The organism is Brenneria goodwinii, assembly GCF_002291445.1.
Taxonomy (GTDB): domain Bacteria; phylum Pseudomonadota; class Gammaproteobacteria; order Enterobacterales; family Enterobacteriaceae; genus Brenneria; species Brenneria goodwinii.
The window spans coordinates 2,532,898-2,548,926 of sequence record NZ_CP014137.1; the positions used below are offsets into that span (position 1 = coordinate 2,532,898).

At 52.8% G+C, this 16,029-nt stretch carries 14 protein-coding genes and 1 pseudogene; 3 read left to right on the forward strand and 12 right to left on the reverse strand.

What is annotated here, in order from left to right:
* Positions 1-34 precede the first annotated feature (34 nt).
* Entirely contained in the window at positions 35-976 is a 942-nt protein-coding gene (locus ACN28R_RS11285) for a LysR family transcriptional regulator (protein WP_095834447.1), read from the forward strand.
* Between the two features lie 7 nt (positions 977-983).
* Here the strand turns inward: ACN28R_RS11285 and ACN28R_RS11290 are convergent, their stop codons facing one another.
* Positions 984-1,391: a nuclear transport factor 2 family protein gene (locus ACN28R_RS11290; protein WP_095834448.1), complete on the reverse strand. Its 408-nt coding sequence runs from the start codon at positions 1,389-1,391 to the stop codon at positions 984-986.
* Positions 1,392-1,488: 97 nt separating this feature from the next.
* Between ACN28R_RS11290 and ACN28R_RS11295 the strand changes: the two genes are divergently transcribed.
* On the forward strand, positions 1,489-2,232 hold the full coding sequence (locus tag ACN28R_RS11295) for a helix-turn-helix domain-containing protein (protein WP_048639535.1): 744 nt from the start codon (positions 1,489-1,491) through the stop codon (positions 2,230-2,232).
* Positions 2,233-2,283: 51 nt separating this feature from the next.
* On the opposite strand, the gene ACN28R_RS11300 is transcribed toward ACN28R_RS11295, so the two are convergent.
* The 10 genes from ACN28R_RS11300 to murQ form a co-directional block, all read right to left on the reverse strand.
* Positions 2,284-2,838: a fimbrial protein gene (locus tag ACN28R_RS11300; RefSeq protein ID WP_095834449.1), complete on the reverse strand. Its 555-nt coding sequence runs from the start codon at positions 2,836-2,838 to the stop codon at positions 2,284-2,286.
* A gap of 13 nt (positions 2,839-2,851) precedes the next feature.
* Complete coding sequence (locus ACN28R_RS11305; RefSeq protein WP_053085560.1) at positions 2,852-3,898, reverse strand: fimbrial protein; 1,047 nt, start codon at positions 3,896-3,898, stop codon at positions 2,852-2,854.
* Between the two features lie 49 nt (positions 3,899-3,947).
* On the reverse strand, positions 3,948-4,517 hold the full coding sequence (locus ACN28R_RS11310) for a fimbrial protein (RefSeq protein WP_095834450.1): 570 nt from the start codon (positions 4,515-4,517) through the stop codon (positions 3,948-3,950).
* 14 nt (positions 4,518-4,531) lie between these two features.
* Positions 4,532-5,569, reverse strand: a complete 1,038-nt coding sequence (locus ACN28R_RS11315) for a fimbrial protein (protein WP_236840216.1) — start codon at positions 5,567-5,569, stop codon at positions 4,532-4,534.
* Positions 5,570-5,583: 14 nt separating this feature from the next.
* Positions 5,584-8,205 carry a fimbrial biogenesis usher protein gene (locus tag ACN28R_RS11320; RefSeq protein WP_095834451.1) on the reverse strand — a complete coding sequence of 874 codons (2,622 nt, stop codon included), beginning with the start codon at positions 8,203-8,205 and terminating at the stop codon, positions 5,584-5,586.
* 103 nt (positions 8,206-8,308) lie between these two features.
* Positions 8,309-8,974, reverse strand: coding sequence for a fimbria/pilus periplasmic chaperone (locus ACN28R_RS11325; protein WP_095834452.1), 666 nt, complete (start codon positions 8,972-8,974; stop codon positions 8,309-8,311).
* Between the two features lie 270 nt (positions 8,975-9,244).
* Entirely contained in the window at positions 9,245-9,799 is a 555-nt protein-coding gene (fimA, locus tag ACN28R_RS11330; RefSeq protein ID WP_048639538.1) for a type 1 fimbrial major subunit FimA, read from the reverse strand.
* Between the two features lie 704 nt (positions 9,800-10,503).
* On the reverse strand, positions 10,504-11,124 hold the full coding sequence (locus tag ACN28R_RS11335; protein WP_095834453.1) for a helix-turn-helix domain-containing protein: 621 nt from the start codon (positions 11,122-11,124) through the stop codon (positions 10,504-10,506).
* Between the two features lie 698 nt (positions 11,125-11,822).
* Positions 11,823-13,268 carry a PTS N-acetylmuramic acid transporter subunit IIBC gene (gene murP, locus ACN28R_RS11340; protein ID WP_095834455.1) on the reverse strand — a complete coding sequence of 482 codons (1,446 nt, stop codon included), beginning with the start codon at positions 13,266-13,268 and terminating at the stop codon, positions 11,823-11,825.
* Entirely contained in the window at positions 13,252-14,181 is a 930-nt protein-coding gene (murQ, locus tag ACN28R_RS11345; protein ID WP_095834456.1) for an N-acetylmuramic acid 6-phosphate etherase, read from the reverse strand. Before murQ ends, murP begins: the two co-directional genes overlap by 17 nt.
* A 733-nt stretch (positions 14,182-14,914) precedes the next feature.
* On the opposite strand from murQ, the gene ACN28R_RS11350 reads away from it, so the two are divergent.
* Positions 14,915-15,787, forward strand: coding sequence for an SIS domain-containing protein (locus tag ACN28R_RS11350; protein ID WP_095834457.1), 873 nt, complete (start codon positions 14,915-14,917; stop codon positions 15,785-15,787).
* A gap of 122 nt (positions 15,788-15,909) precedes the next feature.
* Here the strand turns inward: ACN28R_RS11350 and ACN28R_RS11355 are convergent.
* Positions 15,910-15,998, reverse strand: a pseudogene (locus ACN28R_RS11355) (IS1 family transposase); the annotation flags it as partial.
* Positions 15,999-16,029: the final 31 nt, after the last annotated feature.

Sequence of the window (16,029 nt, forward strand, 5' to 3'; positions counted from 1 at the left end):
ACCAAACTGTCACTATAAATATTCAGGCGAAAGCGTGTCCTATTCGATCAAACACCTGCGTTATGTTGTCGCGGTAAAGCAGACCGGTTCGCTCGCCAAAGCCTCCGAAGGCATGTCGGTTTCCGTGTCTTCGATCCGTGAAGCGATCCGCCTTATTGAAGCGAGGCTGCATATCAGCCTGTTCCTCAGCGAACCGGCCAAAGGAATGAGACTGACTCGGGACGGAGAACGATTCTGCGCGCTCGCCGAAGAATTTCTCAGCGCCTATCGGGGGTTTGAACAGGCGGCGGCGCATATTCCCCATGATTGGGAACGCGATATTTCCCTGGGCGTGCTTGCCAGCGCAGGCTCGCTGGTCATGCCGACGCTGGTCGCGCAATTTTCCCTGTCTGTTTTGAACGGACACATCCAGCTCTATGAACACAGCGCGAAAGAACTGTCGGAAGCGGTTCGCGCCGACAAACTGGCGGCGGCTTTCACCTTCAACGACGATCTGCACCCTTCACTGGCGTTCGTCGAGCTATTCAAGCCGCCTCTTCATATCGGCCTGCGCCCGGATCATCCGCTTGCCGGAAAAAATGAAATCCATTTATCAGAGCTGGAAGAAGAGACATACATTCTTCTCGATTTCGACGGCGCCCGGCGCTACTACGCCGGCCTTTTCGATCACCATGGCGTCAAGCCGCGGGTCGGCTACACCGTAAGTTCGCGCGAAATGGCATACAGTATGGTCGCCGCCGGTCTCGGTTATTCGGTCTTCAACCTTTGTCCGCTGCCGACCGAAAATAGCCCGATGTCCGAGGCGATCGTACGTATTCCGCTGATATCGGACTACTGGAGTCCGGCCTTCGGCATGATCCATCTGCGCGGCCGCAGCGGCGGCCTGATTGACGGACTGCATCAGGTCTGCCGTTCCATTGCGGGCAACATCGCCCAAGCCGGGAAGGATCAATCCCACACGACATCGACCCGATAAGATCACGCTACTGCGCACTCATCACCCGCGATCCTAAATCCGCATCCTGACGATCGCCATTAACCAGATGGGTTAACTCGCTGCACCGATAGATGCGCTGGTTCCTCAACGTAAAATGCGCAAACACCTGTATCGTACTGCGCACGCCATCCTGCTTTTCAACCTCGACCAGATGATGCGTCAGCACATCGTTCCCCTGCGACGCCGTGGCAAGGATCGTCAGCGACATACGCCGCGTGACCTGCTTCAACAGCGCCATATGATGCAGAAAATCGTTATAGCCGAGCGTCTTGCCGTCCACCCATTGCTCATAGTCCGGGTCGAAGAATTCAGCGATCGACGCCGGGCTATGAACTGGCGAGGCGATCACCTGATGTAAAGCGTTGATAACCTGTTGTTGCGCGGAAAATACCATTTTCGTCTCCCTGATTGAGTGCATGCACAGAGAATAACCCGGCCAATGCGTGTCATAATAACCATACTCTGACATTTAATAATGATTTTCCGCCATAATGAACATCATCCGCAGCGAAAAACTGGAACACGCGAAAAAGTCCCTTACGCCTTGGCACCAACATACCGCCGGTCAGCTTTACTGGTTAAACCGCGGCATGATTGCGCTTGAAACTCAGGATAAACAGTGGGCGCTGACGGCGGGCTGTATTGGCTGGTTTCCGCCGCATGTCGCCCACCGGGCATGCGCTTTCGGCCATATGACGGGATGTAGTCTCTATCTGGCGGCGGAATATTGCCGGGAACTACCCGGCGCGCCGCAGATTTTCAGCGCGAATGCGCTGTTGCAAGCGTTGGTGGAACGCATCGCCAACCTGAACGCCTCCTCATTAACGGAGAAACATCTGCGCCTGATTCAGGTGCTCATCGACGAGCTATCATCAGCCCCGACAATCCCCTCACACCTGCCGCTGCCGCAGGATAGCCGGGCGCTGAAAATCGCGCGCGAAATACTGGAAAATCCGGCCGATCCGCGGACTCAGGCGGAATGGTCGAAATGGAGCGGCCTGAGCGCACGCACGCTGAGCCGGCTTTTCCTCGCCCAGACCGGGATCAATTTTTCTCACTGGCGCCAGCAAGCCCGCCTGCTGCGCTCGATGGAATTCCTGGCGAAAGGCGACGCCGTCGGCAACGTTGCCGCGGCCTGCGGTTATGAGAATGTCAGCGCGTACATTGCCGTTTTTCGTCAACGCTTCGGGGTAACGCCCGGCGGTTATTTTTCTCTCAACCGGAATGACAAGTGACCGCAGCGGCCTCGCGGTAAAGGTTGTATTCGGCCGCCGCCGGATATCGCATTACTGATAATTCAGCGTAAAGGTGGCGTCGCCGTTGGCGGAACCGGCGGTCACGCTATCCTGCGTCGCCACGTACTGGCCGTAAAACACCAACTGCGCGTCGCTGACGCCGGCGGTCAGCGGGTATTGTTCGCTGGCATTGCCAAGCGGAATACGATTGCGATCCTTGTCCAGAATGGCGATAGCGACATGCGTAGCGATGCTGTCGGCATTTAACGCCAGCAGCGTCGCGTCATTGGCATCCGCGGCGCCGGAAAACGTGGCGGAGACCGAAGAGACCGCCGAACCGCAGTTTTCAAGATTGATGGCAAATCGGACCGGGGGCGCCCCCGCTTTCCCCGCGGAAAACGCCTTTGTCGCCAGGGTTCCCATATTGACGGTCTGTTCCTGCGAGGCCACGCTGACCGAGCAACTGTTCGACACCAGCGTCGCGGTAAGCTGCATGTTCGTGGCCCCCAGATCCGCCTGGGCGGGCGGCAGGCTACACCACAGCCAGACCACCAGCGACAGATGTGCGGCCGGCGCGCGAAGGCGCAAAGCATCTGGCAATCTCATGACTATTTTCCCCTTAGTCAAAATCGACACGCAGGTAAGCCAGCGCGGTCACGACGCCTGCCTGTGGCCTATTGCCGGTCACGCTGACCGGATAAGCCGTGATCGTCACGTTGGCGCTGTCGTTATCATCCAGCGTAAAGGGCAGCACGCTGGCAAGATCGTTCGGCGTCAGCGGACTGCTACTGCCGTCGGTAACCACAAAGCCGACATCGCTGTTATCAGAGACAATCGCATTGCCGGATGTCGTATCCGCCTGAACGCGCAGCGAGAGATTGGTCTGAGCGGCAATGCCGTTACAGGCAATGCCGATGGTGCGGGTGGCGGTTTTCACGCCATCGGGCTTGCTGCCCGCCGTGGTAAACGCGCCGGTGGAAATATTGCCGAAGTCGATGGAAACCACCTGTCCGGCGTTCAGCGTACAGCTTTGCGGTACCGTCACCGTGCCGCTCAGGTATCCCACCACCAAAGGCGATCCCGTACCCAGTCCCGTACTGCCCTGATTGCCATAGACGGAAAAAATGGGAATGGAGGGCAACGTCGTCACGCCGACAAATTTCCGTTTAATACGAAAACTGACCTGCACCCGGCTGCCGGTCGTCGCCGTGCCGCCGCATCTCCCATTACAGTTATTGGATAAATCAACAAAAGGCACATTATGATAGGTGCTGCCGCCTGAGGCGTTATACACGTAGATCTGCGAGGCGACCTGCAAATAATCATTGCCGGTGATATCGAACCAGTTAGCAGAGCCGTCGTTGAAAGAGTAGCTAAGGCCGGCTCCCGCCTGAGCGGTGTAGTAGACGGTATCTTTATTATTGCATCCGCCGCTTATCGTGTATGAACCGCTGTCGGTTTTTTGGTTCCAGCCGGTGGTATAGCCGACATAGTTTTGCTGTGAAGCAAACTGGAAATTAAAATCATAGCTCACGGGCGAGCCTGTCGCGGTATTACACTGAATGGCAAAGGCGTGCTGCGGCAAAAGGAACCAGAATGCGGCCAGGGTTAGCCACCCTATTTTTCCCCCGATAAATTTAATCAACTCTATAATTTTTATTTCCATAAATATTCCGCCTTAGCATGGGTTGTCCGCTGGTTTACTCTCTCGCCGATTACTGATAGCTCAGCGTAAATGTGGCATCGGCATTGGCGGACCCCGGCGTTACCGCGGCGCCGGTTCGCACATACCTCCCATAGAACATCAGCGATGCGCTACTGGCGTTGGCGGTCAACGCATAAACTTCGCTCGCCTGACCAAGTGGAATTTGATTGCGATCTTTATCCAAAATTTCCACCGCGAGGTTAGTCGCGGTGCTATCGCTACTCAGCGCCAGCATGGTGCTATCGGTCGCGTCCTGGGTGCCGGAAAAGGTGACCTGTACGCCGGTCGCCGCCGCGGCGCAGTCTTCCAAATTAATCTGGAAAGGCGTCGCCTCCGGACTTTTCTGCGTGCCGATAAACTGTTTGCTGGCCCAACTGCCCAGATCCACGGTTTTGTTGACGCTATCCTGGCTGACGACGCAACTGTTGGCGATCACCGTAACAGTCAATTGCATATTGCTCAGCCCCAAATCCGCCTGTACGGATGGCGCCAGCGCGGCCAGCAACAGCGCGCCGCCAAGTTGCAAACCACGGTGGCCGAAGGCGCGGGCATTAATGCGGGTAGATAAAGGAGCGTTCACCTGATGTTCTCCTGTTAGTAGAAGTCGACGCGCAAATAACCTTTGCCGGTCGCCAGACCGACTTTCGGCGTCTGCCCGGTAACGCTGACCGGATAAGCGCCGATCCTGACATTCGCGCTGGCGGCGTCGTCAAGCACGAACGGGATCACGCTCGATAGGGCGTTGGGCGTCAGCGGGTTGTTGTCGCTGTCGGTGATGATGAATCCGATGTCGGCATTGTCGGACACGATCATATTGTCTTTTACCGTGTCAGCCTGTACGCGCAGCGACAGGCTGGTCTGCGCTTCAATGCCCTTGCACTGAATACCAATGTTGCGGCTGACAGGCGTTACGCCCTCCGCTATCTGACCGGCGGTTTTAAAAGCGCCGGTCGAAACGCTGCCGAAATCGATGGCGATGATTTGCCCGGCGTTCAGTTCACAGCTTTGCGGCACCGTGACCGTACCGCTCAAATAGCCCACCGCGATCGGGGTGCCGGTGCCCTGACCGGCTCCGCCCTGATTGGCGTACAGATAGAAGATCGGAATAGATGAAATAGTGGTGATGCCGACGAACGGACGTTTAATGCGGAAATTGACCCGTACGCGGCTGCCGCTGGCCAGCGTCGAGCCGCAGCGCCCGTTGCAGTAATTATTGACGTCGGTGAAAGGAACATACTGGTACTGAAGTTGTCCCAGGTTGACGTTATTGATACCGATCTGCGAGGCGACTTGCAGGTAATCATTACCGCCGATGTCGTACCATTTGGTATCGCCTTCGGCAACGGCGAAGATCAGCGACGGCCCGACCGTTGAGGTAAAATAGGTATCGGGTCCGCCTGTGCATGCGCCGCCGATCGCCGACGATCCGGATGCGGTTTCATCCCGCCACCCGGTCTCATAACCGGTATAGTTCTGAGTGGAGGCGATGGTATAGGCGAAGTTGTAGGTGGTCGGAGAGCCGCTGACCGTGCTGCACTGCGCTGCCCACCCTACCTGCGGCAGTCCCAGCGCGCCTGCCGCCAGCGTTAACCAAAGCCCATTGCCGCGCACGGCGTTGAGCGTTTTTTTCATAAGCTGTTTCATTTTCATTGGCATCCCGCTTTGGAGTAGGTTATTGGCTGATTTTCACTACCGTTCGGCAACGCATAATCGACCAGACATTGCTGCTGCGCGCCGCCGCCCCATTCAACTTTCAGCGAGCCTTTGTTCGGCAGCCCCGACAGGAATACCTGACCGTTGTCGCCGACGATGCCGGTGTAATCGCTATCGGTGCGCGTAACCTGCGCGCCAAACGGCACCGGTTTTCCATCCCGTTGCAACAGGGTAATCAGGGCGCGGCCCCCCACACGGGCACGGAAGTCCGCCCGCACCAATGCGCCGCGCGTCGGCACCACATTCACCACGGCGTTGTCGATCTCGGTATTGGTTTTCAGCGAATCGATATCCAGGGCAATGCGGTTGGCGCGATACACGCTGGCATAAGGAATTACCGCATAACCACGCCAGTCGGTATGAATACCGGTGGTATTGAGCAGCTTCACATCTTCGGCTCCGGGCGCCTTGATTAACACATTGGTGTCGCCCAGCGGTTGGCTGAGGGTGATGCCGTTGGCATGGGCGACAATGCCGCCGTTCAAACCGTAGTTCACCTGATGGTAATCGCGGTAGTAGTTGTACCCGACGTTGCTATTGCCGTAAGCGCCTTGATAATTAAGGTCAACACCGCCGCTGTAGCCGATGTTTTTATTCCCATAGCCCTGCCGCACGCTGTAATTGAGATTATTATCTTCCAGCAGCGTTCCGCTGACGCCGGCCTGATGAACGGTGCGGTGGCGGTTGTCGGTGGTGGCGTTATACGTCGCGTACATACTGTTGCTGGAATTGCTGAATATGCCTTTGTTTTGTACGGGGCTGAGCCATTGACCAAGCGGCAGCGAGAGGTTGAACGACACCATCCGATCGCTATCGTCAAGCCCCTGGCTTTTGTTGTAGCTGTACGTCAGGTTATAACTAATGTTGTTATAGTTACCGCTGTAGCCCACTTGCCACAGCTCATTGCTGCGGTCGCTTTGCCAATAGGTCTGACGGTTGGCGGAGAAGAATATCGACCCCATCCCCTCGGCCAACTGCTGAGAAATATTGATTTGCATTTGGCTTTTCTTGGCATGACGCAGGTCATAGTAGTCGCGGTAGACGATACGATCGGTCACCGAATCATCTATGGTGTAACCCTGCATATTCTTGTAGCTGGCTTCATCCAGCGTAAAGAAGCCTTTGGTGGAATAGCGGTAGCCGAGAAGCTGGAAGTTGGTGCCGAGGTCATTAAGCGATTTGGCGTACAGGAAACGCGCCGACTGGCCGTCATGCTCGCTGCCGTCCGCCAGTTTGGTATGGGCCTGCGTGACGTCCAAAGAGAGCGCGCCCCAATAACCCAAATTCTGCCCGGCGCCGAATGCCGCGGATTGATAGTCTTCCGACAACTGGCTGCCGCCGTACAGCGTCGTGCCGTGCGGCAACCCCCAGACCAATGTGCCCTGTGCGAATTTCGGTTTATCCTGCTGACTCAGGTTGCTGCGGTATTCCGCCAGCGTAACGGCGTATTTGACGTGGCCTTCTCGTTGCAGCAGCGGCACGGCCGAATAAGGCAGGGTAAAGCTATTGACGCTGTTGTCGCTTTCGGTAACGGTCACTTGCAAGTCACCGCTGGATGACGTGGGGTAAAGATCGTTGATAACGAACGCGCCGGGCGCGACGTACGCCTGATAAATGACGTAGCCGTTTTGCCGGATGGTGACGCGGGCGTTGCTCTTGGCGATTCCGCGAATCGTGGGAGCGAAACCGCGCAGGCTGTCCGGCAGCATGGTGTCGTCAGACGCCAATTGCACACCGCGAAAGCCAAGGCTGTCGAACACTTCGCCAGGCGTGGTGCTGTCGCCGATCGTCACCTGACTGCGCCAGGGCGTGACCGCATGTTGTAAATAAGTGCTGACGTGCTGCCATTCGCTGTTGCTGACGTTGTGCTGCTGGTTATAGTTCCAGGTAGAGAAGTCACGCAGGCGCCAGCCTTTCCAGTTAATTCCGCTGTCTAAATTGAGAAAATAGTTATTGCTGTTAGTGCTGCCGCCGGAGGTGTTGCTACCGGTGAAATGGTAATTGAGCAATGCGGTGGTGATACCGTCATCCCACTGTTCCGGTGGAATATAGCCGCGCCCGCTGTGCGTCAACGCGACTTGCGGCACGCTGAGATAAAGACGTTGCAGCTCGAAATTGAAGATACTGCTGGCATCGGGAATCGCCGCCGCCAGCGGTATGCATTTATCGCTGGGCGCCTGCGCGATGTCGGGAATAGAGCCTACATTGATATTAAGTTGCGACAGCATCGGCCGTGTCAGACAGGCTTCCAGCCCGGTGTCATCTGCTGCCGGCGCGGCGGCGTTTTTCGCGGCGGCAGGTCTGGCGTGAAAAGAGACATCGCGGGAAGTGGCAAACTCGTCGTTGATATAAATATCCACGCGATAAAGACCGGGAGGCTGTCCTTCGCCACGTTCGAAACGCGATAGATCGGCAACGGCTGACGGGTCGTTCGATAGAAACGACGGATTAAAATACTCTTCGGCCGATGCGCCGCCGAATGGCAGCGCGATGCTCAATATAATCGCCTGATATAGCGGATTCAGGCGACAATGTATAGGGATTAGCGACTGCATTCGAAAATCCTCGCTGTTATAACGAAAACGCGCCCGCAAGCGAAAATGGGGTCATTGCGCTTTTATTTACTTTATTTTTGCTGCCAGTGGCGATGCGCTGAAATCACTTCAGTACGCCGATCGCTTTGGGCGTATTGCCACCGTAATCGTTGATGGTCTGATAGGTCAGATCGCCGCTGGTCCCGGCAGGGAGCGCTATCGAAACATTCCCCATGGGCGGCACCATGGTATTGGGCAGCTTTTTCCCGCTTCTATTGATGTTGACTAACGTAATGTAATAAGGCGTGGGGTTATCGATGCGGGCCGTTTCGTTCACTCGGCTGAAATGCAGTTTGTCTGGCGCGTCAATAGATGAAATAGCCAGATTGGCCGGACGCACGAACAACTTGATACGCGACAATACCGCCAGTTGCAGCACATTTTTATTCTGCAGGTCGTTTTTATCCACCGAGGGAATCGCCTTGACGTTCATCCAGAAAATAGACTCTCGGTCAGTCGGCAGCGGTTTGCCGGCATACATGATGCGCAGCGTATTTTCGCCTTTAGGATTGGCGACAAACAGCGGCGGCGTGACGACGAAATCGCCGGTTTTATTGCCGCTGCTGTCTTCCACCCAGGATTGAATCAGAAAACGCGATTTTTCATCGCTGTTGTTGACGGCCAATGATGTCTGGGTCGCGCCGATGGGATAGATAACACGCGTAGCGCCAAGGCCGATCCCCCCCGCCAGTGCGGCGTGAGAAACCGTCAATAAAGAAAAAAACACCATGCCGACGCGAGCTAACTCGCGTAATGACGTCACATATAATGATGGGGAATTAAACACGTTAGACCTCGTTGACGCATAATTGATGTATAAATAGACGCAAAACAGTCGGTTCCCTAACGGCCGCAGGACTGCATCTGTCGGACGACAGGCGAAAATGGGAGCAACAGAACGCCATCGCGCGGTGGCGGTGAATGGGTGTCCTTGCAATGACCTTTTCCAACTGAATCAGCCATCCCTGGCTTCTGTTCACATCCTTATACGTGTTACGACTTATTCATACTGCATGGTGAAGGTGGCATCCGCGTCAGCCTGACCAGGGGTAACGGCTTCCAGAGTTGATTTATAACGTGCGGTAAAATTCAACGTGTTACCGTTACCGTTAACCAGAGTTTGCGCAGCGGAGAAAGTAGAACCGTTTGGCGGCAATACGGTGCCTTTGCTGTCGGAAATTTCAATACCTACGCCGCTTGCCGCGCCGGCGCCACCATTAGTGATGTTGCTGGTGGACAGCACAGTGTTATCGGTAGAATCAGCTGAACCATTGAAAGCAACAGCGGCGGTAGTAGAGACGGTGGTATCACAATCTTCAAGTTTGATAGTGAATGGAACCTTGCTGGTATATGCCCCCACCGCGGTGAAGTTAGCCGTACGGTACTGGCCCAGGTTTACGGTCTGGTCGGCAGAGTTGGTGCTTACCGCACAGGCAGCGTTAACAATTTCGCCTTTAAAATGAACGGTACCGCCAGAAACGGTTGTTGCGGCGGCAGCCAAACCAGATGACAGCACAGATGCACCGATCAGGGCACTGAGTAGTAATTTACGCATAAGTGACGATTCCTTATTACCAATAAAAGGCTATATGAATGACCAATAAAATGAATGTGGCGTAGCGGCCACACGGATATTTCTCGCCTGCCTACTCCATCCTGACGCTGATATAAAGGCACACTGAAATGAATGTCTGTATATAGCGTCATAAGTAGTCATGTTGAGAAAAACACTGCATACACAGCATCCTTTCCGCCCTCTTATTATTTTTAAAAAACATAGAATTGTGGGCAAAGAGGCCAAAAACCGGCGAATACAGACAAAAAGACTCACATAATCGATCTTGGGCCGGCAATCACAGAACAATAACCTAACGATGACTCATCATTTAAAACAACGCCCCATTTTTTTTGGGGTGAAGGTCAACAATAAAAAATTGCAAAAAAAATAAAAAACAGGCATATGAACAAATATGTTTTTTAATTGTTAAATATTATAAAAATACGGCAACCTTATAAATCCCACCCCTATCTTATTATTAATAGGATATTTATATACGGATAAAATATATCGACATAATTCAATATCCATAGATGATTATCAAAATACGCCGGCATGGGGAAAATAACAGGTAGGACTTCTGCGGCAATAAGTAAAGATCGAGGGAAGTATTGCTGAACTGAAAGTAAGGAAAGGCGGAAATCGTACGATTAACCGGATACGTAGGCGACTACGTATCCAGTCTGCAACGTGTTAGAACACTAATTAGACTTTTCATTAAAAAAGATTTGTTTTAACCGGCCATTCTCCAGCTCGATGATATGTTCCTCCTGAAGTTTCTTCAAAATCCTGAATATCGTACTTTTCGACAACGATGTTCTCTCGGCAATAAAGGTTAACGCGCTAAAACGCTGCCTGACCTCAGGTGGAAGATTATTCAGGGAAACCAGCATTTTCTCTACGATAGAGATCGAATCGCCGTCGTTATCGACACAAAAGTTGACCAGATAATGAAACCAGAAATTAGCAATTTTCAGAACGTCATCAAATCGCTGATAGGCGGTAACTACCCTGAAAGCCAGATCAAAGGGTACGCATCTTATTTTTCCGTAATCAATTCTTTCAAGATAAATATCGTCGCAATCTAATAGCGCCTGAGACCAGCCCACAATAGACGGAGATAAAATGACCGAGATAACTTTATTATCTCTGGTGCGCTTCATTAAAAATTCACCCTCATCAAGAAAATAGATAAACTTCTCGCCTCCGGTATGAAGATGATAGCGTCGCTTCCCTTTAACAACTTCGCTGGGTGTAGCTGAATGTGTATGCGGATAAAGCGTTTTTGTCAGACGAGATATGGATTGCTCCAGATCAACCATGCCAATTAACCTTATAAAGAATAGAAACACCAGAACGTTATTAATCAGGAACAGGCCATCCTAAAAACTTTCGATCCGGTCAATTAATGTTATTTTTTGTATTTTTTACATATTTATGGAATATAAAACATCCCTAACACGCTAACAATTATCGCTGTTACGCAGTTAGTTTTACATAGGTTACTATGTATCCATAGATACTTTATCCTACAATAAACTGCTGACGCATTTATTATCTCTTTCTCTATGTCCATATATCAGTAACTATTGAATATATATTTAAAAAAATCATTTAAAAAGAGAAGCAAATACCTCCCTGTGCTTATTTATTGAACATGATGTCAAAATTAATTCTGTTTATAGTGTAGACAAAATTCTTATATTTTCTCGCGTTCGAAATAATATAAAAAAAGAATAAACATCTAAATAATCAATAATATTTCACTAAATATAGAATATTCACCCATAAAATAAGTAACAATTGAAATATAGTTTGGTTGATTGCCAGCCAATCGCCATTCGAAAATTAAATAAAAAAACGTATTTTTCATGGTCAAATGACCATGCATGTTAATTAAATGTCTCGAAATGTATACCCGTTTGATCATACTCCCGGCAGGCTTGTCCATAATGACCAGCCGACCGAAGTTATGATAACGGCCGGTAGGTCTACTTTTTCCGCGTGAATGCGGGTTAACTCAGCTTAAATCAACATGCTTACTGCCGAAGAACCAGGTAAAAATGAAACCCGCGATGTAAGACACCAGCAGCCCGGCGATATACACCAGAATACCGGCATAGATGCCCTGCCCGGAGGTCATCAGCGGAATAGACACCACGCCGGAAGGACCAAAAACGGTATTCAGGCCGATAGGCAATCCCAGATAGGCCACCAGACCGATGAAGAACCCCCCGGCTGCGCCGCCCAGACAGGCGGTGATAAAGGGTTTCAATCTGGGCAACGTGACCCCGTAAATCAGCGGTTCGCCAATACCGAGAATGCCCGGAATAATCGCCCCCTTGATCTGGGTACGCAGCACGGAGCCGGTTTTGGCTCTGACAAACAGCGCTAGCGATGCGCCGACCTGTCCCCCGCCGGCCATGGCCAGAATCGGAAACAGCGAGTTAAATCCCTGAGCATCCATCAGGGCGAAATAGACCGGCACAAACCCCTGATGAATGCCGAACATCACCGCAATGAGGAAGAGCCCGGCCAGAACCGCGCTGCCAAGCGGATTGCCGTTCAGGTGCAGGAACAACCATGACATTCCCTTGAACAGCTCGCCCCCGATCGGCATGATCACCACGAACGTTACCGCGCCCATAATCAGCAGGGTAACCAGCGAAGTCAGGATCATATCCAGATTATCGGGCATAAATTTCCGTACCCTGCGCTCGACCCAGGCGCCCATAATCGTGGCGATCAGCACGCCAATGATACTGCCTCTGGGATCGATAGGCAGACCAAAGAAATTATCGATTCCCGCGTAGTAACCGACTTTGGCGTCCGGCACATAACCCAGCACAAAAAGCGAGGCGATAATGGCGCCGTTCACGCCGGTACCGCCGAAGGCCTTTTGCGCATTATGGCCGATCAGAATACTCAGAAAGGCGAAGAGCCCCTTACTGAAGACCTTCATATAACCAATGGCGCTAATCAGCCAAGGGTTAGGAGACTCAACACCCAGCACCAGACTTTGTTCCAGCAGGGTGGCGATCCCCAGCAGCAGCCCGGCGGCAATGAAGCCTGGGATCAGCGGCGTAAAGATAGTGGCGAATTTGCTGAAAAAGTGATGAATGGCGCTGCTCTGTTTCGCTTTGATCTGCTTTTTATTCTCTGATGCGATCGCCTTGAGATCCCTGCCCGCCTCTGCGTTTTCCGACGCGGCGCGGCTCAGCAGCGCATTCATCATCTCGGCGGCGGTTTGCGCCTTACCGGGGCCAAGCACAATTTGTAGCTGGTTGTCTCCTTCAATTACCCCCATCACGCCGGCAATGCGTTTCAGCGCATCCTGTTCGACCAACTCCCGGTCTTCCAGCGTTAAACGCAGCCTCGTCATACAGTTGCCGCAAAGCGTGATATTGCCGCCGCCGCCCACATGCACGAGAATTTGTTCGATCATTGCTTCATTTATTTTCGCCATCGCTATGATGTCCTGTGTGGTGTAATGCCGATCGAATAAAGCCGTTGTTTCGCGTCAACATCGCGCTCGCGTCTGCGGCGGAAAGATGAGCCAGTACCATAACAATCGCCGTTTTACAGTGGTTACCGCACTGGCTCAGCGCGTCGCTGGCGCGCTGGTGGTCACATCCCGTCGCCTGCATAACGATGTTGATCTGACGCTGAACCAATTTGGCGTTGGTGGCTTCAACGTCCACCATCAGGTTGCCGTACACCTTTCCACTGCGGATCATCGATCCGGTGGTCAGCATATTGAGCACCAGTTTCTGGGCCGTCGCCGCCTTCATCCGCGACGAGCCGGTGACGACCTCCGGCCCCACTACCGGTTCAATGGCAATATCAGCCAAGCGGCTCATTTCGCTATCTGGGTTACAGGTCAGGGCCGCCACCGTCGCGCCCAGAGATCGGGCATAGCTCATCGCCCCCAGGACATAGGGCGTGCGTCCGCTGGCGGCAATGCCCACCAGCACATCGCAAGAATTGAAATTCAGATCGCGCAGATCCTGCGCGCCTTGCGCCACGTTATCCTCGGCATTCTCCACCGCCTGTAAAATCGCCGGATGTCCTCCGGCAATCAGGCCGACCACCTGCCCGCGGGGCGTACCATAGGTCGGAGGACATTCGCTGGCGTCCAGGATCCCCAGCCGCCCGGAAGTACCGGCTCCGCTGTAAATCAGGCGGCCGCCGCGCGCAAAAGCGGCGCTTATCGCATCCACGGCCTGCGCCACCTGCGGCAACACCCGTTCGACGGCCAGGGCAACCTTTTGATCTTCTTTATTAATGACTTTGAGCATCTCCAGCGTCGGCAGCGTATCAATGTTCTCGCTGACCTGATTACGGCTCTCGGTGATCAGGGCGGATAAATCTATTTTCATAAGAGGATTGCATCATATTTGTACAGTGAAGGAATAATTTATACTTAATTATGGACTAATTAAATAATATTTTATTCATATCGCGAATAAACCTTCAGGCTCTAACCCCACCCCGGCCCTCCCCTTCCCTGGGGAGGGAGAAAGCCCAGTATTTTTAATGCGCCGACGCCTCTCCGTGACAAGCTGTCGCTTAGTCACATTTTTATGCAGACTCAGAGACAGTTTCGTGCGCCACAATACCGCCATTTCTATGCCATGTCATAGCACGCGCCCGACACAGGGGGCCCAAACGCCAGCCCCCTGTGAACCCCGGCTTGCGGCTAAATTATGTCGCTGCGCGATGCCTTCGTCGGTATCAGGCTTAACGGACCGCTTGCGACACGTTCCATACGTGGCGCAAGCTTTCGCCGCGTCCGTGCGGCTCATCCTAAGCCTGCTATCTCCTCAGCATAATTTCTTACGCCGGAAAACGGCAAACCCCCTCATAGCCCCTACATTTGTAACTAAGAGATAGTCCTAGGGGAGGGAGAAAGCCGAGCATTTTTAATGCGTTGGCTCCTCCCCCTGACAAGGGGAAGAAACAAATCCAGTATTTTTAATGCGTTGGCTCCTCCCCCTGACAAGGGGGAGGCCGGGAGGGGGTTGCTAACGGCAACGTTTTGATTTTGGCGACATGCAACGTAAGATGACTCGGGCCTGGTTATCCGTTCTGTCGACTATGTGAGTTTCCACAATGAGATACACGCAAAAAATTATTCATAACAAAGCGATATTGACTCCCGGCGAGCGCAAGATCGCGGATTACGTGCTGGAAAATCCCGATAAGTTAAAGCGGCTTTCTTCACAGGGGCTGGCGGCGGTTCTGGGCATCAGCCAATCCAGCATTATCAAATTTGCGCAGAAGCTGGGGCTGAAGGGCTTTACCGACTTCAAGATGGCGTTAATCGAAGAGTGGGGGCAACAGGTATCGAAACAGAAACAGCAGAGTTCGCATATTCATAACGCCATCAACAGCAATGACAGCCTGACGGATATCGCCGAAAAGCTATGCGCGGAGAAGCAAAAGGCGCTACGGGATACCACCGATAGCCTTGATTTTACTCAACTACAGCAGGCAGTTTCACATATCCAGTCCGCCAAACGCATTCAGATCACCGGCGTGGGCGGTTCGTCGCTGGTCGCCAAAGATCTAGCCTATAAGCTGATGAAGATCGGCTACCCGGTAATGAATGAATTGGATAGCCATGTACAAATCACCGTCGCGCAATCTCTTAGCGCCGCCGATGTACAAATTATCATTTCATTTTCCGGCAAACGCCGGGAGCTATTGATTGCCGCCGACGCCGCCAAAAAAAACGGTGCGACGCTGATCGCCATTACCTCTCTGCAACATAACCCGCTGCGCGAGTTGGCGGACTACACGCTGGATACCATCGCGGATGAAACCCGCTGGCGCAGCTCCTCCATTTCCGCCAGAACGGCGCAAAACGCCATTATCGACCTGTTGTTTGTCTGCCTGTTACAAAAAAATAGCGAAGATAGCCGCCACTTTATTGAGCAAAGCCAAATGCTGGTCGATCGGTTGAGCGAGCCGAATACCAGGTAGAGTCTGCCGGGCCGGCGAATAAGCGCCTTTCCCATCCCTTTATCGATATTCCGCCGTTTGTAACTGTTTGCGGCATCTGTTAGCCATAGAAACGGAACCGGAATAATAATCCTGATAAAGCAGGAAAAACAGATAGTTTTAAAGCCGGTCTTTTGATGCGCGTTCTCAGCGTCAGATTGTTACGAACAATATGCCGAGTGAATATGGCATACCACAACCAGCGCCTCCCGGATTGTCGCCGA

Bases quoted from the DNA above. Each gene is read 5' to 3' on its own strand.
- murP (WP_095834455.1), bottom strand. From the start codon at position 13,268: ATGGCGAAAATAAATGAAGCAATGATCGAACAAATTCTCGTGCATGTG.
- ACN28R_RS11325 (WP_095834452.1), bottom strand. From the start codon at position 8,974: ATGGTGTTTTTTTCTTTATTGACGGTTTCTCACGCCGCACTGGCGGGG.
- ACN28R_RS11315 (WP_236840216.1), bottom strand. From the start codon at position 5,569: ATGAAAAAAACGCTCAACGCCGTGCGCGGCAATGGGCTTTGGTTAACG.
- ACN28R_RS11305 (WP_053085560.1), bottom strand. From the start codon at position 3,898: ATGGAAATAAAAATTATAGAGTTGATTAAATTTATCGGGGGAAAAATA.
- ACN28R_RS11320 (WP_095834451.1), bottom strand. From the start codon at position 8,205: ATGCAGTCGCTAATCCCTATACATTGTCGCCTGAATCCGCTATATCAG.
- ACN28R_RS11295 (WP_048639535.1), top strand. From the start codon at position 1,489: ATGAACATCATCCGCAGCGAAAAACTGGAACACGCGAAAAAGTCCCTT.
- ACN28R_RS11335 (WP_095834453.1), bottom strand. From the start codon at position 11,124: ATGGTTGATCTGGAGCAATCCATATCTCGTCTGACAAAAACGCTTTAT.
- ACN28R_RS11300 (WP_095834449.1), bottom strand. From the start codon at position 2,838: ATGAGATTGCCAGATGCTTTGCGCCTTCGCGCGCCGGCCGCACATCTG.
- fimA (WP_048639538.1), bottom strand. From the start codon at position 9,799: ATGCGTAAATTACTACTCAGTGCCCTGATCGGTGCATCTGTGCTGTCA.
- ACN28R_RS11290 (WP_095834448.1), bottom strand. From the start codon at position 1,391: ATGGTATTTTCCGCGCAACAACAGGTTATCAACGCTTTACATCAGGTG.
- ACN28R_RS11350 (WP_095834457.1), top strand. From the start codon at position 14,915: ATGAGATACACGCAAAAAATTATTCATAACAAAGCGATATTGACTCCC.
- murQ (WP_095834456.1), bottom strand. From the start codon at position 14,181: ATGAAAATAGATTTATCCGCCCTGATCACCGAGAGCCGTAATCAGGTC.